21 protein-coding genes and 4 tRNA genes are annotated in these 20031 nt (G+C 45.5%); 14 read left to right on the forward strand and 11 right to left on the reverse strand.

Annotation, left to right across the window (positions count from 1 at the left end; translation table 11 throughout):
- Positions 1–117: 117 nt before the first annotated feature.
- From ihfA to UM181_17225, 3 genes are all read left to right on the forward strand, one after another.
- Positions 118–420, forward strand: coding sequence for an integration host factor subunit alpha (gene ihfA / locus UM181_17215; GenBank protein ID WQC63014.1), 303 nt, complete (start codon positions 118–120; stop codon positions 418–420).
- 14 nt (positions 421–434) lie between these two features.
- Positions 435–1196: a MerR family transcriptional regulator gene (locus UM181_17220; GenBank protein WQC63015.1), complete on the forward strand. Its 762-nt coding sequence runs from the start codon at positions 435–437 to the stop codon at positions 1194–1196.
- 56 nt (positions 1197–1252) lie between these two features.
- A tRNA-Pro gene (locus tag UM181_17225) sits at positions 1253–1329 on the forward strand.
- A 1146-nt stretch (positions 1330–2475) separates the two neighbouring features.
- Here UM181_17225 and UM181_17230 read toward each other — a convergent pair.
- The gene (locus UM181_17230) at positions 2476–3105 is read right to left on the reverse strand and encodes a hypothetical protein (GenBank protein WQC63016.1); all 630 of its coding nucleotides are present in this window, start codon (positions 3103–3105) and stop codon (positions 2476–2478) included.
- A 274-nt stretch (positions 3106–3379) separates the two neighbouring features.
- On the opposite strand from UM181_17230, the gene UM181_17235 reads away from it, so the two are divergent.
- Positions 3380–4510: a PQQ-dependent sugar dehydrogenase gene (locus UM181_17235; protein WQC63017.1), complete on the forward strand. Its 1131-nt coding sequence runs from the start codon at positions 3380–3382 to the stop codon at positions 4508–4510.
- Between the two features lie 229 nt (positions 4511–4739).
- On the opposite strand, the gene UM181_17240 is transcribed toward UM181_17235, so the two are convergent.
- Positions 4740–5540 (reverse strand): class I SAM-dependent methyltransferase, encoded by an 801-nt coding sequence (locus tag UM181_17240; protein WQC63018.1) that lies wholly within the window; start codon positions 5538–5540, stop codon positions 4740–4742.
- A gap of 94 nt (positions 5541–5634) precedes the next feature.
- On the reverse strand, positions 5635–6003 hold the full coding sequence (locus UM181_17245; GenBank protein ID WQC63019.1) for a cupin domain-containing protein: 369 nt from the start codon (positions 6001–6003) through the stop codon (positions 5635–5637).
- 172 nt (positions 6004–6175) lie between these two features.
- Between UM181_17245 and UM181_17250 the strand changes: the two genes are divergently transcribed.
- On the forward strand, positions 6176–7510 hold the full coding sequence (locus UM181_17250; protein ID WQC63020.1) for an adenylate/guanylate cyclase domain-containing protein: 1335 nt from the start codon (positions 6176–6178) through the stop codon (positions 7508–7510).
- 84 nt (positions 7511–7594) lie between these two features.
- Here the strand turns inward: UM181_17250 and UM181_17255 are convergent, their stop codons facing one another.
- Both UM181_17255 and UM181_17260 read right to left on the reverse strand, forming a co-directional pair.
- On the reverse strand, positions 7595–8095 hold the full coding sequence (locus tag UM181_17255) for a hypothetical protein (protein WQC63021.1): 501 nt from the start codon (positions 8093–8095) through the stop codon (positions 7595–7597).
- Positions 8096–8427: 332 nt separating this feature from the next.
- Positions 8428–8514: transfer RNA gene (locus UM181_17260), tRNA-Leu, on the reverse strand.
- Between the two features lie 819 nt (positions 8515–9333).
- Here UM181_17260 and UM181_17265 point away from each other — a divergent pair.
- Positions 9334–9783, forward strand: coding sequence for an MmcB family DNA repair protein (locus tag UM181_17265; GenBank protein WQC63022.1), 450 nt, complete (start codon positions 9334–9336; stop codon positions 9781–9783).
- Between the two features lie 4 nt (positions 9784–9787).
- On the opposite strand, the gene UM181_17270 is transcribed toward UM181_17265, so the two are convergent.
- Positions 9788–9985 carry a DUF6324 family protein gene (locus UM181_17270; GenBank protein WQC63023.1) on the reverse strand — a complete coding sequence of 66 codons (198 nt, stop codon included), beginning with the start codon at positions 9983–9985 and terminating at the stop codon, positions 9788–9790.
- Positions 9986–10132: 147 nt separating this feature from the next.
- On the opposite strand from UM181_17270, the gene UM181_17275 reads away from it, so the two are divergent.
- Positions 10133–10209 (forward strand) — tRNA-His (locus UM181_17275).
- Between the two features lie 71 nt (positions 10210–10280).
- Here UM181_17275 and UM181_17280 read toward each other — a convergent pair.
- From UM181_17280 to UM181_17295, 4 genes are all read right to left on the reverse strand, one after another.
- Positions 10281–10760, reverse strand: a complete 480-nt coding sequence (locus UM181_17280) for a cytochrome b/b6 domain-containing protein (GenBank protein ID WQC63024.1) — start codon at positions 10758–10760, stop codon at positions 10281–10283.
- Between the two features lie 182 nt (positions 10761–10942).
- Positions 10943–12742, reverse strand: coding sequence for a translation elongation factor 4 (gene lepA, locus UM181_17285; protein WQC63025.1), 1800 nt, complete (start codon positions 12740–12742; stop codon positions 10943–10945).
- Between the two features lie 83 nt (positions 12743–12825).
- Complete coding sequence (locus UM181_17290; GenBank protein WQC63026.1) at positions 12826–13581, reverse strand: alpha/beta fold hydrolase; 756 nt, start codon at positions 13579–13581, stop codon at positions 12826–12828.
- 9 nt (positions 13582–13590) lie between these two features.
- Positions 13591–13767 carry a hypothetical protein gene (locus UM181_17295; GenBank protein ID WQC63027.1) on the reverse strand — a complete coding sequence of 59 codons (177 nt, stop codon included), beginning with the start codon at positions 13765–13767 and terminating at the stop codon, positions 13591–13593.
- A gap of 62 nt (positions 13768–13829) precedes the next feature.
- Between UM181_17295 and UM181_17300 the strand changes: the two genes are divergently transcribed.
- Positions 13830–13903 (forward strand) — tRNA-Gly (locus UM181_17300).
- Positions 13904–14598: 695 nt separating this feature from the next.
- On the opposite strand, the gene UM181_17305 is transcribed toward UM181_17300, so the two are convergent.
- A complete protein-coding gene (locus UM181_17305; protein ID WQC63028.1) occupies positions 14599–14916 on the reverse strand; it encodes a polymer-forming cytoskeletal protein in 318 nt (105 codons plus the stop codon).
- A gap of 471 nt (positions 14917–15387) precedes the next feature.
- Here UM181_17305 and UM181_17310 point away from each other — a divergent pair, with 471 nt between their 5' ends.
- From UM181_17310 to UM181_17335, 6 genes are all read left to right on the forward strand, one after another.
- Positions 15388–15648: a DUF4389 domain-containing protein gene (locus UM181_17310; GenBank protein ID WQC63029.1), complete on the forward strand. Its 261-nt coding sequence runs from the start codon at positions 15388–15390 to the stop codon at positions 15646–15648.
- A 457-nt stretch (positions 15649–16105) separates the two neighbouring features.
- Positions 16106–16606 (forward strand): hypothetical protein, encoded by a 501-nt coding sequence (locus UM181_17315; protein ID WQC63030.1) that lies wholly within the window; start codon positions 16106–16108, stop codon positions 16604–16606.
- 5 nt (positions 16607–16611) lie between these two features.
- Positions 16612–16812, forward strand: a complete 201-nt coding sequence (locus UM181_17320) for a hypothetical protein (protein ID WQC63031.1) — start codon at positions 16612–16614, stop codon at positions 16810–16812.
- A 1037-nt stretch (positions 16813–17849) separates the two neighbouring features.
- Positions 17850–18041, forward strand: a complete 192-nt coding sequence (locus tag UM181_17325; protein ID WQC63032.1) for a hypothetical protein — start codon at positions 17850–17852, stop codon at positions 18039–18041.
- A gap of 90 nt (positions 18042–18131) precedes the next feature.
- Positions 18132–18479, forward strand: a complete 348-nt coding sequence (locus UM181_17330; GenBank protein ID WQC63033.1) for a hypothetical protein — start codon at positions 18132–18134, stop codon at positions 18477–18479.
- Positions 18480–19763: 1284 nt separating this feature from the next.
- Entirely contained in the window at positions 19764–20030 is a 267-nt protein-coding gene (locus UM181_17335; GenBank protein WQC63034.1) for a hypothetical protein, read from the forward strand.
- Position 20031 lies beyond the last annotated feature (1 nt).

Below are 20031 nucleotides of genomic sequence, written 5' to 3' on the forward strand. Positions count from 1 at the left end.
TTGAGCACCCGAGCCCCAAAACGTTAAAAAACCACGTAAATCGGTGATCTGTTGAAGCTGTGATATTGACTCGCAAATTCACTCGCCTTTACACTCACGTAAAAACTGGGAGCGACAATGAGCGATAAAACATTGACCAGAATGGATCTGAGCGAAGCTGTTTTTAAAGAAGTGGGCCTGTCCAGAAATGAAAGCGCTGAGCTTGTAGAAAGCTTGCTCAACCACATGTCCGACGCTTTGACAAAAGGCGAACAGGTCAAAATCTCATCTTTTGGAACGTTCAGCGTGCGCGATAAAACCGCGCGGGTTGGGCGCAACCCGAAAACCGGGGAGGAAGTTCCGATAACACCAAGGCGCGTGCTCACGTTCCGTCCGTCGCATCTGATGAAAGAAAAAGTCGCATTGGGAAATAAAAGTTAAGGCGGCGCTGGGCAATGGAAAAAACCGCCGAAGCGTTCAGGACGATTAGCGAAGTTGCGGATTGGCTTGAAGTACCCACGCATGTATTGCGGTTTTGGGAAAGCCAGTTCAGTCAAATCAAACCCGTGAAACGCGCAGGCGGGCGCCGGTATTATCGCCCCAAAGATATGCTGCTGATCGGCGGCATAAAAAAACTACTACATGAAGATGGCGAAAGCATCAAAGCAGCAAAAAAAATTCTGAACAAACGCGGGGTGAAATATGTTGCCGCATTATCTGAGACCCCTAGTTTTATGAAAGATCGAAACGATCAGGCGGCTGCCCGTCCAAGTGATGACGCGCCCAATATTGCCGCGATTGAAGATGTGAACGTCTCTGCCGAACGTTTGATCGATACCAGCACAAAAGTGATCCCATTGCCCTTGCCAAAAACTGAGCCCTCGCCAGAAATCGAGCCTTCGCCGCTATCCCCACCGCAAAAGAAATCTGTGGGGCGCAAAACGCCCCCCTTCCCCAGCGGCGATGCGAGACAGGCTTCGCTTTTCGATGATTATGAACCAAGCTCAAACTTTTGGGCGGATACAGAAGCTGACAATCCACCGAGATCTGAGCCAGTGACAGCGCCGTTTAATATCGCACCCAATTTTGGCGCTATAAAACATCACATCCGGCAGATGCCCCCTTTAAGCAAAACGCAAAAAACAGATTTAGCGCCATTGATGCAGCGCATGGCGGCGATATGGGGCAGCTATAGTAAAAGGCACAACACCCCTTAAATCTCGTCTTTTTCGCTTGCCCTGCCGAAGAAAATCACTAAGAAGAACGGTATTGGCGGGCTATGGCGCAGTCTGGTAGCGCGTCCGTCTGGGGGACGGAAGGTCGCAGGTTCAAGTCCTGCTAGCCCGACCAAATTCAAAAAATAAAGCAATTTTAGAACGCATATTGCTCTTAACGGGAGTAAGCGAGCCTAGGTATTTCATCTGACCTATCGAAAACCGTCAGAACTTTGCAAAATTTCGCATGTCTCAATCCAGAGCGTAAATTATGCCGTTAAGGCGCATTGCGCGCCTTAGAACAAAATGTGGTTTACTGTTAAAAGGGCCCGGTTTGTGATTTTTCAGCGGTTAAGCTCGAGGTGAAAGGATATGTATTTTAATCATAAGCAGGCCGTCTTAGTCGCAGCCCTAAACTTCTTAAACTTGTAAGCGCCGCTATCAAAAATGCATTTTACTAAGACGCATCTGTGAAAATAAATCGCATATGTGAGGCGTACAGAGGTTCAGCCTCTGTGAGCTTTGGCTGGTGCTCAATGCAAACACATTGTGGCCAAAAAGATCAGCTTGACCCGCTCTAAAATGGCATCAAACCCGCGTCATCTTAGTAATCTGCGTAGACCTCACCTAAGCCTTCGAACAACACAAAATTATAATAATGGTTCAAAAGATCGGCGGCGGCGCGCGCTGAGAACGAGTAATCTCCTGCCCGGTTTACCCTTTTAGCAAATTTTGGTCACTGATCTGTTCAACAGCCTGTTAAGGAAATTGCTATGGCCGCGTTATTTACAAAAATGTCGTCCGTAATTTTTGCAGTAAAAGATAACTGGAGCCTGGAAGCTTTTGGGCATTCGTGAAGAGGAGGCCGATTTCGTCTGTAGGTTTTCACAAATGCCGAGATATAAAAACCGGCCGCAATAAAAAACGCTAAAGAAGTACTTATTTAATTTCAGATACCTAAATCAATTCCTGCATATGGTGTCACACGGTGAGGACAGCCTGTCAACACATGATCCAACCATAATGACATGCCAATGTGGACCAAATGTGTGACAAAAGATGTTCAAGAGGTGGGACGATAGAAGACCCTTCAATGTCGCGATTTCGTAAAACTCACTCCAAATGGTAAGCAGCCTGTTTCGCTACAATAAGTGGTTACCACAAAGGGGGTACGCATACGCCACACCCCCTCTATGCCCGTTATATATCCTTGAGCTTTGACAGTGAGGTGAGCTGGGGGTGTGTTAACCATTTGTACAGTAAGTGCTTAACCTAGGTTTTTTTAAAGAATACCGGCAATTTTCACTATCGATCTCATATCAACATCAATACCTGCAGAAAGTTTGGCAAAGGCCTGATTGGTTGCAAGCTCAGTGTATGTTGCTTCAATTGCAGCCATTGAAGGATATGTGACGCCCAGTAGATAAGTCCCAATATCGTTTCCTGTCACGGTATGCCCAAACCTAAATGTTTGAGCCCCATGGTCTTTAAACGTTGAAGTGGTGGACGATAATAAGTTTATCAACTCGGCCTCATTTAAAGTCTTTGGCCTTGCCCGAGTAAGAACTAAATAATTTGGCATTGGTGATAGCGTAGGTTCAAAAGGTATTGCTTTGCTCTGCATAACATTGCGAACAAAGGGTTTTGTTGCATGATCCTTAATCATGCTCCCATACGGTTTTGAGTTTGGAATGGCTTTCATAACATTCTCAAACCCTGCTAGGCTTTCAAAGAATTGAATAAATATTAAGGCATTTGGATGCTTGCCACTTAGAACGCTGCCGTATGTAATACGCATGGCGCCATTGTCTTTGCATTCTTGGGCGAAATCACCCATTGCACCCATTAAGCCTGCTCTATCGTTGGTGTCGCTTGTCGCTCCGGTTATCACAATAAAATTTGGTTCACTCATAACGTTTCCTCCCTTTTTGTGTATGGTCACTTTGTGACACTTTGGGTCACAAAATTCTACATCACTAGGCTAGACCTCAAAGTCATTTCATCAAAGTTAAATAAATGAGACCGACAAAACTCTTCAAATCGCCTTTTTTAAACGAAGCATAATAAAAATATTAATCAATAGGGATTTTCATTTGAGTTTCATATTAATTCTTTTTGGATTTAGGGTTGATCGTAAAAGCATCTAAGTTTCAAATTAAAGTAGATATATTGAAATTGGAGTACAAATGCGGCTGCTAATTTATGTTGCTTTGATGAGCTTAGCCACACATGCGCTGGCGAATAACATTATTGAAGGAAATCAGGGCTCAAAAATAAAGGGGAGTGTAGTTGAACGGTTTCAAAACCCCTGGGCCATGTCCTTTATTTCGCCTGACCGACTACTAGTTACGACAAAATCTGGTGATCTTTGGCTGGTTAATACAAATGGTGAAAAGTCTTTAGTCGCCAGCGTTCCCAAAGTCTTTTATGGTGGTCAAGGCGGTTTAGGCGACGTTGTTCCTCACCCAAATTTCAAACAAAATAAATTTATTTATATATCTTATATTTCCTCAGATACCGCAGGCGATACACGATACGCCACTGTGGTTAGGGCAGAATTAAATATAAAACATTCACCAAAGTTAGAAAACATTACAACAGTTTGGAACCAAACCCCGGCGAGATCTGGAAAAGGTCACTTCTCACATAAAATCACCTTGGGACAACAGGGAAGTAAACATGAAGGCAAAATCTTCATAACTTCCGGCGATAGGCAAGAGCAAACGCCCGCTCAACACTGGGATAAAGCATTAGGAAAGATTATTCGTTTAAATGATGATGGATCCGTACCCGGCGATAATCCTTTCCAAGACAAGGGAGAATTAGCAAAAACATTTTGGTCGATTGGTCACAGAAATTCGTTAGGAATTGCATTTAATCATAAGAATGAACTTTGGGCTCATGAAATGGGGCCGAAGCATGGCGATGAGCTGAATCTAATCCTTCCTGGAGCAAACTATGGGTGGCCGATAGTGTCGGAAGGTAACCACTATAGTGGTGCAGTTATCCCAACGCACGATACTCGACCAGAATTTCAAAAGCCAAAATTATTTTGGGTTCCAACAGTAGCTCCTTCTGGCCTATTTTTTTATCAAGGGGATGAATTCCCGGATTGGAACGGGAATGCTTTCCTTGGAGGATTAAAGGGCAGAGCACTCGTAAGGATAGAGTTCAAAAATGATCTACCAGTTGAAGCGGAGCGATTCAGTTGGTCGCAACGAGTACGTGACGTGGAGCTTGGAAGCGATGGTGCCATTTGGGCCTTGGAGGATGGCAGGTCAGGTCGCTTGATAAAGTTTATCAAAGCACAAGAGTAAATGAATCATATAAGAAGTTGGGTAATCGGTGTCGGGTGTGTCAGGTAAAACCAAACGTTTTTACAAAAAAATTTATAAAAACTTTGTTTTCAGGCTACGCAGGTGACGCCCTCACTGGTCAACAGTAGTTGGCGCCGCATGGCCCACGCCCTTGTGGCCATTATATATACTTAAACTTTGACAGTGAGGGGAGCTGTGTGTGTAACCAGATTTGTTCTTCGTCAAATATTTACTGGTTAAATTTTTTGCCCTTCGCCATTAGAAAGTCCATGCGTAAAAGGTTATCTTCAAAATATTCAGAAATGGCCTCATCGATCTCATTTCGTAGACTTGAAAGCTTCTCTGGTTCCTCAGCAAAAGCTTCTACCATTCTCTTAAGAGGACCTGCGCCCTTTTCAAAATTAGCACGAATATGTGCAACGCTTAGTCCCGGCATCTCAAGCTTATCACGATCAAATGTTAAATCATGAACCAAATTTTGAAGTCTCTCTTTGATTGTTTCGACAGACCCCCATTGTACTGGCGCTGCAGCACCATCGGGTAACGGCGGTCCATATTTAGCATTAATCTGAAAGAATTGCCCCATGAACAACTCTGGAGGCCAGCTTGAAAATGCTATTGTTCCGCCAGGCCTCAGCACTCGTAACATTTCTTTTATTGCGACATTGGGTCGAGGCGCAAACATATGCCCAAACTGACTAAGAACAATATCGAAGCTTTCATTTTGGAATGGTAAGTCTTCTACGTCTGCCTCATGAAAATCTATATCTAGCCCTAGGGTTTTGTTGTTTTCATTTGCTCGGGCTATCAAGTCAGGCGTTAAGTCAGCTCCCGTCACTTTTGCGCCTGACCTTGCTGCGGTTAGAGCCACTACTCCGGTACCGCAGGCAACATCTAGAACTCGGCTATCTGATAAAACTCCTGCAAACCGCACGAGCTTCGGTGCAGCGACACCGGTGAAATTCTCCATAGAGGCAAAATCAGACCATGTTTTTTTTGCTTTCTCTTTCAATTCGGCAAAATCATTCATCGTATTTTCCCTCCTTTTGTTTTTGATAGAATTTTATTAATGCTCAGCATTTGTAAGCGCTGAGCATCACTTGATTAAATAGCATCTTACTGCTTCAGCCCTTTGTCCAAGCTGCAAACTCTTTTTCTGTAGTTGAAAATTCAATGCCGAGAGCAGGCTCATCGCCCATAACCCATGCATCATGACCTGGTGCAATTCTATAAGCGCTACCCGCAGAGATTGTCTCTTCGGAACCATCGTCGCAAACTACGTGAATTTTCCCCTGCATAAGCACGCCGATATGGCCGGCCTGACAGGAGTCAGTTCCAACATGAGGTTTAATGCACTCAGACCATTTCCATCCCGGCTGCATATTTGCTTTCGTGATATTAACTGGTCCAAATTTAATAGTTGCAGCATGTGTTTTGTCGGGTGTCATCGCTTCATCAGGGTTTGACCATGCTTTTGTCTCAATTGACGACATGTTACTCTCTCCTATTTCTGGTTAACAACTCAGAAAGATTAACATGAGTTTTTGAAAATCGTAAGAATTAATGAAAATATTAAATTTCCGGTAAGCATTCGGCGGAGTTGAGCACAGGTTAAACGTTAGTTTGTCTTTACGATGCTTTCTGAGCGTTCCATAATAATAAAAAATGGAGCCTTTGAAAAATATGCCAAAGTTAACTTATGCCGATGAAAAACGTGAAGTTGAATTTTCAGAGGCCCAAAGCATTCTTGAAATTTCAAATGAAAACCAAGTTGAACACTTGCATGTCTGCGGCGGTCTCGGACGATGCTCTACCTGTCGAGTACAAATCCTGAATGGCTTAGAAAATTGTTCCGAGCGGTCTCAGAAAGAACAGCTTATAGCTGACAAGCTTGATTTCCCAGATGATGTACGCCTGGCTTGCCAAACGCTATTAAGTGGGGACGCAAAAATACGGAAGTTATTTAAGAACCAAGCAGATATAAAGTTTGCACAGGCAGCAATGCAATCATCTGGCTCAATTGGATCTAACAAACAAGTTGCGATTTTATTTGCGGATATTGAGGACTTTACGCCACTAAGTGAGAGACTAGCGTCGTTTGACGTGATGTATCTATTAAACAAATATTTTGATTTTGCGGGTAATATCGTCATGAAAAATGGCGGTGAAATTAATAATTATATTGGTGATGCATTTCTGGCAATATTTGGGCTTGATGGTGAAGGCGATGAAACATTTCGGGCTGTAAAAGCTGGATTAGAATTGCAGTCAGACCTGAAAAACTTTGCCAGTACCGTCGAAGAAAACTTTGATGAAGAATTCAAAATTCGAATTGGAATTCATTTTGGAGAAGCCATAATCGGAATGCTAGGGTGCAGGGGCACGGAAAGATTAAGCGTCATTGGTGATACCGTGAATATGGCTGCTAGAGCAGAAAGTGCCAACAAAGAAGCAGATACGACAATGCTTATTACAGAAAACGCCTATAACCAAATCCAAGATAGAGTTGAGGTAGAAGATTTCATTAGAACGAAACTTAAAGGTACTAGTGAGAGAATTACTTTGTATGAAATTAAGTCGGTAAAAGGCGAAAGCCTAGTCGCTAAAAAGCATGATGCACTGGTGAAGGATGGAATAAAATGGACACGTGCAGGTGCCAGCAAAGATCTGTCAAAAGAAAATAAAATTGAATTCGAATTGGACGGTGATGACGTATTGTTGTTTAGATTCAACGGTGATGTAAGGGCCGTTCAAAATACCTGTACTCATATGAATTTACCCCTATCTGGTGGGGAAATAGACGAAAATGGCCACATAACCTGCCCGTTCCATGGCACGTCATATTGCACCAAGGACGGTGGTGTTCAAAAATGGTGTGATGGGCTTCCAGAGGATATGCCTCCAGAGAACGTTCAGATGATGAAGTCGATGAAGCAGGTACCGCTCAATACGTTTAATGCAATAGATTACGAAGGTAACATTTGGGTGGCCAAAAACTAACAACATTTGTGCGGCAAGCAACCTCGGTGTCGGGTGTGTAGGGTGGCACCCTCTAGAAGAAGACGCTCCTATCGTTACCTTCGTTCACATTCTTTTCATTCTCTGGCTGCTCCTGGTCTTCAAACGCCTTGCTGAACTAGGTCGTGCATGGATTATGTCATTCGCAAAATCGATGTCTTCCAGCTTCAACCCCACGATCTCTGCCAGCCGACAGCCTGTTTCTCCTAAAAGTGGCATAAGCAATTTGATCTGACTTCCTGAAGTTAAAGCCTTGTCGTATCCCCACTTCAGTTGATCATTGGCAAAGGTGCCTCGCTTATGGCTGTCTCCGCCTTCTTCTTTGATAAAGAGCCTTGAGAATGGATTGCGCTTATCCAAGTCCAGCTCTGCATAGGCATAGTTCAGAATAGCAGACAGGCCGTTGATACGTCTTCTAATCGTGGCGGTCTTATTCCCTTTGATTTCCAGATGACGGACAAACAGCTTGGCACCCTCTCGAGGGTACTGGCTGACATCTCTATCACCAGCAAGAGAGATAAAGCCTGACAGAGCCACTCGAGGTGGCTTCTCATCGATAACCCTCAATGACAAATATTCTTCAGCTATCCCTGACAGAACAAAGGATCTTGGTTTGAAGCTGAAAAGAATAGTTGGATATCAACAGGCTGTATTGAGGTCGTATTACTCCAAGATCCCTCCAATACATTACCCAGACGTTTTGCATAAGCTTCAGCTTCTTCAGGGCATTTGGATAAGGCTTACCTGATGAATGAACCATAGGCGTTCACTGCATGCTTAGGCACATGGCGGTTATAATAATAGGTGCCTGAACGGCATATTATGTACGGAATGTGCAACCCAACGGTCTCCCTCGATGATTAAACTCGAAGGAATTACAATAAGTTATACTGAAAATATGGTGCGGTCGAGAAGACTCGAACTTCCACTCCGGTTAAAGAACAGCGACCTCAACGCTGCGCGTCTACCAATTCCGCCACGACCGCACTTATACGCACGTGCAATAGACAAGTCTTTCGCGAATGTGAAGCAGAAATATCTACGTTTTTCATTTCTCTACTGCCGGAACCGCAAGCGCGCATTCCTTTTCAGGAATTGAGACATATGCAAAAGATAGAGCGCATAATCTGCTCAGCGCCACTTATAAAACTTAACAATCTATCCAAAGCATGATTAAGGATTCTGAAAACTATTAGGCCAGTAATAATCGCTCAAAAGATCAGAGGGAACGCGCGTCCGAACTCTAAATACCCCATAAGGTTAAGCGCCTAATGGAGCGTTTTTATCAGTTATCTGCTCAACGCTGACTTTAGCCCTGGATTAATGGCGCTTGAGCTCACGCTAAGCCAGAGATGCAGATTGCGATAAGGGCCTAGTTGGACAGCTAACCCAGGCATTTTTGAGCCGTCGCCCAAACATCTTACTTTTCCGCGCGGGCTCAGTTTGAAGCTGTAAAAGGCTCTATAACGACAGTGCTTATTTGACGTGATGCGGTTTCAGATTTACGCTGCAACACAGAAAGTAAGTGGCGGGCCCGTAGCAACCGTGGGGTTCTCTCATTCCCGAGGACCTGTATGTACAGGTGGGCACCAGATAAATGAACCAGGGTTCAAACAGAGCCAGTTCCCTCGGAATTGCTTAAGGCCACCGGAATGCAACCGTAGACGCGAAGAACAGAACCCGCCTCACTGTCACGTAGTGCTTGCGCTTTAAAATGGCAAGGCTTCCCGAAAATTTGGTGAATATTTCGCCCATAAAACCAATCAAACCTTGCTTAGTCAAACCCGATACCGCACTTTCACAAGATGGATTTACAACCTGCGAAAACATTTAAAACGGGTCAATTGCTGGCAAGGGGAATGGCGCGGCATTTAAGCGGGCTCGGCTTTGTAAGCCTTGAAGAATTCCCCCCAATAAAGGGCTTGCGCGTGGATCTTCTGGCTTTGGGCACCAAAAGCGAAATTTGGATTATTGAGTGTAAATCGAGCCGAGAAGATTTTATGTCTGACGGGAAATGGCAGAATTACTTGCCCTGGTGTGACCAATATTTTTGGGCGGTTCCAACAGATTTTCCGGTGGATATTTTGCCTGAGCAGACAGGCGTGTTTTGGGCAGATGGCTATGATGCTGAACTGATGCGCGACGCGCCCATAAGCACCTTAAGCCCGGCGCGTAGAAAATCTATCATTCACCGGTTTGCGCGGCGCGCAGCGCGGCGCCTGGCACTTCTTCGCGATCCTGCGGCGCAATATTAAGATGTCAGTTTGATGAACCAGAAAGCCCGCGCGCGGCCTTTGCCGCCACCATAATTTCCTCAGCGATTTCTTCCGCATCGCTCGGATCAAAATCCATGGGCATCTCGATGCCGTCGCCAACAACATAAATGCGAACCATACCGCGATCCGTGGGCCCGATCTGCAAATTGGCTTCGAGATCGGATTGCTTGTTGATGCCCATGTGGCCTCTCCTTATATGCGGATCATTTTTTACCTGCGCTCCTTATTTTATGCAAGCCGATCGCGATTGGAATTTTTGACTTTTGCCGCTTCGAGATCGGATTAAAGCTTGCATTCGCGCATCAGCAAAGTTACATCGCCTGCACGTGCCGTCTTAGCTCAGTTGGTTAGAGCGCTGGATTGTGGATCCAGAGGTCCCCCGTTCAAACCGGGGAGACGGTACCATACAATCCAGATCCTTGCTTTAAACACAGGCGCTCAGGCGGCACCCGGCTATAAGCTGCAAGCCTGCCCTGCTAACCCCACCACATGCGTTGTAATATCGGTGTCTTCTGAAGGTATTCATGGAACAGCGCGGCCCCAACATGCAGCGCAATCACAAGCAAAAGCCCCCCCCGTAGCGCCTCGTGCAGATCACCCGCTGCCTCAGACAGCCGAAACCAAGCAACGGCCCCGGTCAGCGGCAATAAGAATAAAAGCCCGTAAAATGACCAATGGACGATTTGGGATAGCAACTTTTGAAGAGGCGCGTTTTCTTTCGGATAAGCTGGCAACTCGTTTGACAAGCGCAGCAGTAAACGCACCATCATCAACACCAAAATCAAGGTTCCTCCAAAAATATGTAATGCTACGAGGCCCGAAGTTGCCCCCTCAGCGCCTTCGAGGCGTTTCTCAAAGCTTTCTGAAATTGGCTCATGCAATAGATATTGCAGCGCCACAAAGCCCAGAACCAACCAATGCAGCAGGATTTGAGCGGGAAGATATTTTTTCGCCATGCAAGCCAACCTGTTTATCGCAAAACTATATACAATTTACAGAGTGTCGCCCGGATCAGGCCGACGCAAGTGGAATTTTGTGTCAACCTTTTCTCGGTTGCGAAACGCTGTTTGGCACCGCGCAGCCATCTGCCCGATTTCAGGTTGCTTGCAATGTGAAATTTGGACGGCCTTAAACAGGTTTAACCATCCATTTTGAGCGCTGAGATAAAGGCCTCTTGAGGGATATCAACCCTTCCAAACTGACGCATCTTTTTCTTACCCGCTTTTTGTTTATCCAAAAGTTTGCGCTTTCGCGTGGCATCTCCGCCGTAGCATTTGGCCGTAACGTCTTTGCGCAGTGCCGCAAGCGTTTCACGCGCGATCACCTTGCCACCAATTGCCGCTTGTATCGGTATTTTGAACATATGGCGCGGGATAAGATCTTTCAGCTTCTCGCACATGGCCCGCCCACGGGTTTCAGCGCGGTCACGATGCACCATAATCGACAGCGCATCGACGGGCTCGTCATTCACCAAAATTGACATTTTAACCAAGCTGTCTTCGCGGTAGCCCGTCAGCGTATAATCAAAGCTCGCATAGCCCTTAGATACAGATTTAAGCCTATCATAAAAATCAAACACCACCTCATTCAGCGGCAGGTCATAGACCACCATTGCGCGGCTTCCAGCATAGGTAAGATCTTCTTGAATGCCGCGACGATCTTGGCAGAGTTTCAGCACATCTCCCAGATACTCATCCGGCACCAAAATGGTGGCTTTGATACGGGGTTCTTCTAAATGATCAACCTTGCTGAGATCGGGCATATCGGCCGGATTGTGCAATTCAACCATCGTCTCATCGCGCATATATATGTGATAAATCACCGAAGGTGCCGTTGTGATAAGCTCGATATTATATTCGCGTTCGATCCGATCACGGATTACTTCCAGATGTAGCAAGCCTAAAAACCCGCAGCGAAACCCGAAGCCCAAGGCCGCAGATGTTTCCATTTCTGAGCTAAAAGAGGCATCATTCAAAGAAAGCTTTTCGATGGCGTCGCGCAAATCTTCAAATTCTGCGCTATCGACCGGAAACAGCCCGCAAAACACCACGGGTTGGCTGGGCTTAAAGCCGGGTAACGCGTCTTCTGTACCTTTTTTCTCATGCGTGATCGTATCACCCACGCGCGTGTCCCGCACTTGTTTGATCGATGCCGTGATAAAGCCAATTTCACCCGGCTCCAACGCGTCGACCTGCTCCATTTGAGGCCGAAAAACCCCAATACGATCAACATGATGCGTTGACCCGTTGGATAACATTTTAATCCGCTCGCCTTTTTTCAGCGTGCCATCCATCACGCGCACAAGCACAACAACGCCCAAATAGCTGTCATACCAACTGTCGACCAGCATCGCTTTTAAAGGGGCCTCCCGCTCACCGGTCGGCGCGGGTAGATGGCTTACGATTGCCTCTAATGTCTCTTTAATTCCTACACCCGTTTTGGCGCTGACTTGGATCGCCTCGGAGGCGTCAATCCCAATCACGTCTTCGATCTGATCGGCCACCCGATCACAATCGCTTGCCGGCAGGTCTATTTTGTTCAAAACGGGCACAATCTCGTGATCTGCATCAAGCGCTTGATACACATTGGCTAGGGTCTGCGCTTCAACCCCTTGCGTGCTGTCAACCACCAACAAGGATCCTTCAACCGCGCGCATAGACCGGCTGACCTCATAGGCAAAATCAACATGGCCGGGGGTGTCAATCAAATTAAGCACATAAGTTTCGCCATCATTTGCCTGATAATCAATGCGCACCGTATTGGCTTTGATGGTGATGCCGCGTTCGCGTTCGATATCCATCGCGTCAAGCAGTTGCTCTTTCATATCGCGGTCTTTGACGGTTCCGGTTTCTTGGATCAACCGGTCTGCCAAAGTGGATTTTCCATGGTCAATATGCGCAACAATGGAAAAATTTCGAATTTTATTAAGCTCTGTCATGACTGAGGATATGAGTTGAAATGAAAGATTGGTCAAGGTGTGAAACCGCCGCGGACTTCTTCAATGATAGCAACGGCAGACTGTCAGGCAAAAAACAACCGCGCTGCTGCCTCAAAAGCGCGCGGGCGATCCGCGTGCAGCCAATGGCCAGCTCTGGGTATTTTGGCAAATTTTGCATTTGGAAACAGATCCTTGATGCGCGGGCGCATTTCTTTTGCAACATAGGTGCTTTCTGCGCCCGCCAACATCAAACAAGGCTTTTGAAAAATTTCGGTAAGCTCGGGAAAGCCCAGAATTTGAGGCATCTCTTGCTGCAAAATTTTTAAGTTCAGCTTCCAGCGCTTTTCTTTCAAATCCAGTGATCTCAGGAAGAAATTTCGCAAAGCGAGATCGGGAACATCGGCAGCCAAAGCTTGGAGCGCCTCGGCGCGGGTGCTTATTTGCGAAAGATCCAGCCGCTGCATCGCTTCAATATACTGGCTTTGGTCATGGCCATAGGCGACGGGGGCGATATCGGCGATCAGCAATCTCTCAACCAGATTAGGCTCCGTTAGGCCCAAAACCATCGCCGCTTTACCGCCCATTGAATGGCCAATAACATGCATCGGGTGGCCAATATGCTGAATGATCTGGGCCAAGTCCTGCGCCATATCGTGATAAGATTGGCTGTCATACCAGGGGCTATCGCCATGGTTGCGCAGGTCAACGGCATAAACATTAAATTGATCCGAAAGCCGCTTGCTGATCACGCCCCAATTGCGCGCAGACCCGTATAACCCATGTACGATAAGCAGCGAGGCAGCGTTCTGCGCGCAAGGATAGGTTAGGCAGTTTAACATAAAAGGTTCCTAGCCGAGCGCGATCATATTGACCAGAGGTTGCCCGCTTGTTGAAACACCCGGGTGCGGTACGGCGCAAAGGGTAAACCACCGCCCAAGCCAGCTTTTGCGAGGAATATGGCGCTTTAAACTGCCTTCTCGATCCGCGATTTCAGACCTGTGCACATGAATTGTAATGTTCGCCATCGAAAGGACTATCTTCGCGCTTGACGCCCCATGGACCATGTTCTATCACGCGCTATCAGAGTGCGGGTATGGTGAAATGGTATCATAAGAGCCTTCCAAGCTTAAGGTGCGGGTTCGATTCCCGCTACCCGCTCCAGATATCACCAGACTAAAGCAGCCTACCGATAGATAACCTACTGATAAAGTTACTGTAAATAGCCCCTCACGAGACCAGGCTTAGAAGAGTTTTGATCAGATTACCGGCGCCAAAAGTTTCATATATCCTTCATCGTGCCGGGGTTGATTATGCCCGTGGAACCACACGCCCTTAGAGCCCAAAAGAAGCCCAAGCAATCAGTTCAAGAGCGAATGCTTCATTAGCTGCTGCAAACTCTAACGGCGTGAAATTGGGCGGCTTCATCGGCTATGTAGAAGGTGAAAAAAATCAGACACGCATAGATAAGCGCATAGAGAAGGCTCACCTTAAAATAGCCAGACTTCTTAAAACCCAATATTGGAAAGGTTTTATTCTGACGGCTCTTTGTTGTTGGGCAGATTAGCCAAGGCGCTTGATCAAGAACAGATACCAATAATAGCAGGTAAAGGTCCGTGAGCCGCTATCTCGCGCCAGTGGCGTTTATCAGAGGTAAGCAGCTTAGCCCCCAATAGTGGACCATAAGGTTCCTTTAAAAAATATTTGCTCTCAAACGCTAGATCCGGACCACAAAACATCAGGCCAAATTCAAACCCGCCCCGGCAACCAAACCATCTGCAAGCGGTGTCTCTGTGATAGAAACCACGCCTGATATGCGCTTTGACTTGAGGTGTAATTTTATTTTATGCCCTTCAGGGTTAAGTCGATGCTCCGCTGATATTTACTTGTCCTTGAAGAACTGCCCCAGAGCTGACTTGCAGATTATCGCTTTCCAAATTGGTCTTAGTTGTCGAGCCTTCTTTCAGATCAACGCTTTTGGCGTGAATATCCCCTGAAATACTTCCAAGGCTGACAAGATGATGTGCTTTTATGTTTCCTTGAATAAACCCACCCGAATTTATCGTCACATTTATGCAGCTGACATTCCCGACCACTCTTCCATCGACAGTCAAGTTTCCATCACTCTTTATGTCACCTTCAATAATTAAATCTGCACTTATTAGGGAGCCTGACATTTTTTCGATCCTTTATTGCTTTATCTTCCTAAAGAGCAAAAAGTGCGCCAAAAATTCAATGGCTCTGCTACCCCCTCAACTGCTTATGTCGTAAATACAACAATGGGCATAGGCAGGACAACGACTAGATCGCAACCTGAGTAGCCCAAGAACAGATAGAATAGTAAATACTGCGGGCTGCGATGAAGGCACCAGAATTCTCTGCAGAAAGTTTTATCTTATGCGTTCCGGGCTCAAGGATGGGCTGTTCAACGCTGATTTTGGAGAAAAGCCACTGCGCGTGCGAATCTTAATCAAGATCACGACCAAAAGTTAAACGCGATAGGCTGCATGCCTACACCCCCGCATATTTAAGCGCAAAAACGCCACTATTGAGCATCCCTCCACAGACCCCCGCTAAGGGGGGGGGATGCTTGGTGTTGAAGCCGCAGCATGGTCTTCTTATATACACCCTTGGTAAAGGAGGGCAGAGTGTCACAACTTGTAACATCAGAGCGTAAACAGATTGTCATGAGAGGCTTTCAGATGCTTGTCATCGGCATAATGATGAACATTGGCATAACAATCATCGGATTTTTGGCATTCGTGCAATTTCTGTGGATTGTTATCTCGAAGGAGAAAAACGTCTTTATCACCGAACTGGCCTCAAACTTTAGGAGTTGGTATGATAAGGCCTTCGCATTTCTGCTTGGCGCGAGTGAAGAGAAGCCGTTTCCATGGCAAAAGATATAACCTTACGTCTCGCTAAAGACCTAAACAGATCACATACAAATAAACGGTGCATATAAGACCTGTCCACCACAGGCAGCTTCTTATCCAAGAAATCCCAAGTAGATACACAATAAAGTGCCCTACTCTCACCACAACGAATGCCTGCAAAACGGCTGTGGTTATATTGGTAGAAACAGACAGCAGAGCAAGTGTGAAAACCGGGGGAATAATCAATACAAGCGAGATGAGCGTGTTGTTTAACGCTCGTATGGCTCGGTCAGCTAAGCCCGTATATTCTATGCCATCTCTTGAACCAACCAATGGCCTTAGCCCATGCTGGTGTACCGCCAAGATTGATTGTACCACCAGCATCAGCATTACCAGCAAGCAATATATCAAGAGTATCTTTAGCTCAGGGGGCATTGTAATCATTGCTTGCTCTGGCTGATTAGCGAGGAAAACACTTAATCAGCTGTGCGTGATCAGTAAAAACGCCAAAGCCGCGTATATCGTTATGCCAAACATCAATCGATCAGATTGGCTTACCGTAAAAGCAAATTTGGCGGCCTTTGCCCTGATCGGGGTTTTAGCGGGGCGGTTATTGTTTTTAATCATGAAAGAAATACGTCCTTCAGAGACTATCAGATCAATGTTTTTTTTGCGCAGGCGTCAACTGACCCGAATGAAAGCTTTGCTTAACCAACCAGGCTTCTTCTGCTATCATTATTGTATGGATGCCAAACTGAATAAAAACTCGGGCCAAATGCTAAAAGCCTTCAATGATGCCTTGATGCTGAAGCAGAAGTCAGGAAACGATCCACTACAGCAAGTTCGAACGAATAGTGACACGCAAACGCAACGCTTAGAGCAAACAGATCTGCGGGCAGTAGCCATTATGCTAAGTACGGAAGCCAAAGAAAAACTACGGGACTCTAAGCGTAAAAAACGTAAAGAGCAGAAAAAGCAGCAGAAAAAATAAACTTAATGAACACTAGCCAAATCATAACACTGGTCGTGATCATAGCAGCGCTCGGCGGCTCTATGGCGTATTACAACTTTAAAGCGCCAGACGATAAACCTCTCATACGGGGTGAAGTTGAGTGTACGGCTGCAGCGGCTTCTTTGCCGTTGGTGAATGTAGCAACTGGCATGGGCATGGCTGCAGCCATCGCTGAATGCGAGTAATTTGTGGCTAAAAGCTATACCCGATTATGGTAAGCCAACTCACGAACACCCCCTAGAATTGGGATTGACTGGACACCAAAGGCTACAAAACGCACAGGACACCCCATTCATTAATTTGATCTAACAGATGAGTTAGACGTTTTTATATCTGAGAGCCAGCATATCAACGCAATCCATCAAGCATTAGCCACCTCAATAAAAACAGTCAGGTTTGATAAAAAAAGAGGTTATTGCAGATGCGCGAATGTCAGTTTTTTTTACACTTTCCAAGCTGAACGTCCAAACCGATGGCATCTCTCTTATTCGCCCCGAGAGGAAGACGCTTTTATAACCAGAAAAAGCAGACCAGTTTGGTCGTAGCGACGATGACACCAAAAAGAATATCCGGTTATTCTTGGATTATAGCGTTACCATTAAGGCGATCTTCAACCTTCTAGCGTTTGAGACCAAGCCATCTGATGCGCTGGCCACAACCTCACGCGATGCAATGCTTACCTTTATGTCACCAATCGCAAAGCCATAAGAGTTAGCGATGAAGAAAGCCCCGTTAGAAGGTATTGCGCATGCTAAAGCTAACAAACCGGAAAGCTGCAAGGGTAGAAAGCCTAGCTATACCGCCGCTCAGATACGCTTGGTTATGCAAAGGTTTACGGGGTGATGGCGTTAATAAGAAAGCCGGAGATGTTGGGCCGAGCAAGTTGAGTGTTTAAAGGGTAACAAAAGTTCCAGGTAAGGCCCTTAAGCGTTTGAGCCGCTGGTGTTGAACCTAAGAGATCCACCGCCGAACCAGAACCAGTTTGATACAGGGAGACTCTGCTTTATCGTATAACCACAATATGGCGGTCGGAGAATAATGTTTATCTATGCAACATTTAATTAAATATATTTGTCATTTCTATTGTTCTTTGTTTGTGTAGGATATGCCTGTCCTCGTTGGCTGCGCTTAGGTTTCGCAGGTTCAAGACATAGTTGTACCTAATCAATAGTCGGGACTGCCAAAAGCGGCAAGACGTTGACCCCTTAGAAGGAAAATTAGATTGTTTCAATATTCCTGGATATTAGTTTTCACAGCGATAAATGGCCTGCTTACCGTTGGTGAAATGGATACAAAAGAAGAATGTTTAAACGCAGCTGCTCAAATGGAAGAGGTCGGAACTGTGGGAATTACGGGAAATTTTGCATGTATTCCTGCGCCAAACTATATCGCCGAGGGTGAGGCCTTTGAATAAGAAAAGTCCAAATAAGTACAATATCAATTAAAAATAAACGACCCTGCGCCCAAAGAAGCAGGATAATGCCACCCCTTAAAGGAACGTATAATGATTAAGCTAATAATTCGCCTATCGATAGTTGCATTAGCCGCCATGTTTCCAAAATTTAAGATTGGTTATGGGGTGTTACTTATAATTGGTTTGTCGCTAACTTCTTCGCTATTTTTCTTTGGGGCCTATGCAGATCACATCAATGGGCAGCCTTTTTGGATTGTGCGCAATATGATACTTTTTGGCATAGGTTCTTTGGCGATCGGTTGGATCTTAGGATTGGCTTTGATCCGGCAAGCTAAAGGGCATCAGGCAATGATGGAGCAGGGATTAGAAGAGTATGAACGCGTTCAAAAGCAGAATTCAAACACGTTAACGGCCGCTGCTCGTGATGAACGTAGCTGACCTTATGCTTCGATTTTAATCAACATACCCAGCGATAGCAAAAAATGCCATGAAACCGAACGACTCAAGCATCACAAGTGACGGAAGCATCCAATTTACGGAATAATGAGGCAGTACCACTCGATCAGAGCAACTTCGCAGTTTAGCTTGGTGTTGATACACGTTGCTAGGGAACTTTGGAAATTGAAGTTATTTTGAAATAAGGCCGGAATTTAGGCCCCTTTGTAGACTGTGCATGCGCCGGAAACGCTTCATCGCCCGTTCTCATCCTCGAGAGGTTAAGTGTGAATTCTCAGCTGTGTTATTCAGCCATTGCTGTGCAACTTGTTTATCCGCAAAGCCTAGCTCTTTGGCTGCTGGACCTCAAAATAAAAGCCTATCTTTAACGATCTCATTCGGCGATCCATACCGGCGCTTCGCTTTTCTCCCGAGCATAGTTTTCTAAACTTCGCGCTCATGATAAAATGCAGACCAAAGGAAATACTGTTTTTCCGTTTGTCTTTACAAAACTTTATCATAGGTCCCCATTAAGCTGCAAAACTTGATGCCCCCTGCCCATCACTTTTGAGTCTTACAAGCGCCCTTAAAGCCAAACCTATGCCACCATCATCCAATAGTTTCTAAATCTTACTTCCACTCGCCTCTTGGTAAGCAGATGTAATAATTTTTCAGATAAAGTGACATTCTATATAAATAATTCATGTAAGCTGCATCGATCTAGGGTTGGTTTTGAATTAGCGATCTGAAACTGTATTAGAGATATCAGCATGGCTAATTACCAAGCCTTTTGCGAGCAAACCAGCTTCTTGTGAGACTGCCCTATCCGAGCAATCTACTGCCATTAATATATAATTCAGCTTATCTTTGGCGGTTATCCCTGAAGTCGGGTCCGCAGGTAGGTACTTATACGTTAAATTGAACGTATCGGCATCGCGGGCATCTGCATTTCAATGAGAATACTATACTTCAATCATGCGAAAAAAGTTGCTTGAAATATATTAAATGTTGATTTCATTTACTTCTATACTTTAGGCGGTCGTGATCATTCATTTGACCGGGATATTCAGCAGCACAGATACCTTCACGTCAGACCCTGGCGAAAAAGAACGTTCGCAGAAACTGCTTGCACGATAATAAAACTTGTCTGAAACCTCCAGCTATGTGAAGGCTTGATTTGAACCGATAAGTTTATGCATAGCGCTATAGAAGTGGTTTGATTACAAGAAGATCTTTAATAAGGTCAAAATCAATTCTAAATTACGGAGCGTCTCAAGCTTTAACAACATGTCAATAAGAATACCCATATTCGTCGTTGTTGCGGCACTCGTCGCCTTGATGCCCCTTAGGGCCTTAGCAGAGGTGAACTTAAAGCGTTTATTCTGGCCCGAACACGAGCAGCAAAATATTAATGGGCTTGAGCTTATTGCGAGCTTTGAGGACGCTGACTATGCCTCTTACCTTTTCAATAAGCTGGAAGATAAAACCCTGCTGCTTGTCGAACCCGGTAAAGAATTTTACTTCGATGGAAAGGAACTGCTATTGTCTGTCTAGC

Source organism: Alphaproteobacteria bacterium US3C007 (assembly GCA_034423775.1).
GTDB classification, from domain to species: domain Bacteria; phylum Pseudomonadota; class Alphaproteobacteria; order Rhodobacterales; family Rhodobacteraceae; genus Thalassovivens; species Thalassovivens spotae.

Coding starts and splice junctions, on each gene's coding strand:
- UM181_17295 (WQC63027.1), bottom strand. CDS start 13,767: ATGGCGAACATTACAATTCATGTGCACAGGTCTGAAATCGCGGATCGA.
- UM181_17265 (WQC63022.1), top strand. CDS start 9,334: ATGGATTTACAACCTGCGAAAACATTTAAAACGGGTCAATTGCTGGCA.
- UM181_17270 (WQC63023.1), bottom strand. CDS start 9,985: ATGGGCATCAACAAGCAATCCGATCTCGAAGCCAATTTGCAGATCGGG.
- UM181_17335 (WQC63034.1), top strand. CDS start 19,764: ATGTCAATAAGAATACCCATATTCGTCGTTGTTGCGGCACTCGTCGCC.
- UM181_17320 (WQC63031.1), top strand. CDS start 16,612: ATGAACACTAGCCAAATCATAACACTGGTCGTGATCATAGCAGCGCTC.
- UM181_17230 (WQC63016.1), bottom strand. CDS start 3,105: ATGAGTGAACCAAATTTTATTGTGATAACCGGAGCGACAAGCGACACC.
- UM181_17290 (WQC63026.1), bottom strand. CDS start 13,581: ATGTTAAACTGCCTAACCTATCCTTGCGCGCAGAACGCTGCCTCGCTG.
- UM181_17305 (WQC63028.1), bottom strand. CDS start 14,916: ATGTCAGGCTCCCTAATAAGTGCAGATTTAATTATTGAAGGTGACATA.
- UM181_17245 (WQC63019.1), bottom strand. CDS start 6,003: ATGTCGTCAATTGAGACAAAAGCATGGTCAAACCCTGATGAAGCGATG.
- UM181_17240 (WQC63018.1), bottom strand. CDS start 5,540: ATGAATGATTTTGCCGAATTGAAAGAGAAAGCAAAAAAAACATGGTCT.
- UM181_17250 (WQC63020.1), top strand. CDS start 6,176: ATGGAGCCTTTGAAAAATATGCCAAAGTTAACTTATGCCGATGAAAAA.
- UM181_17235 (WQC63017.1), top strand. CDS start 3,380: ATGCGGCTGCTAATTTATGTTGCTTTGATGAGCTTAGCCACACATGCG.
- ihfA (WQC63014.1), top strand. CDS start 118: ATGAGCGATAAAACATTGACCAGAATGGATCTGAGCGAAGCTGTTTTT.
- UM181_17330 (WQC63033.1), top strand. CDS start 18,132: ATGATTAAGCTAATAATTCGCCTATCGATAGTTGCATTAGCCGCCATG.
- UM181_17220 (WQC63015.1), top strand. CDS start 435: ATGGAAAAAACCGCCGAAGCGTTCAGGACGATTAGCGAAGTTGCGGAT.
- UM181_17280 (WQC63024.1), bottom strand. CDS start 10,760: ATGGCGAAAAAATATCTTCCCGCTCAAATCCTGCTGCATTGGTTGGTT.
- lepA (WQC63025.1), bottom strand. CDS start 12,742: ATGACAGAGCTTAATAAAATTCGAAATTTTTCCATTGTTGCGCATATT.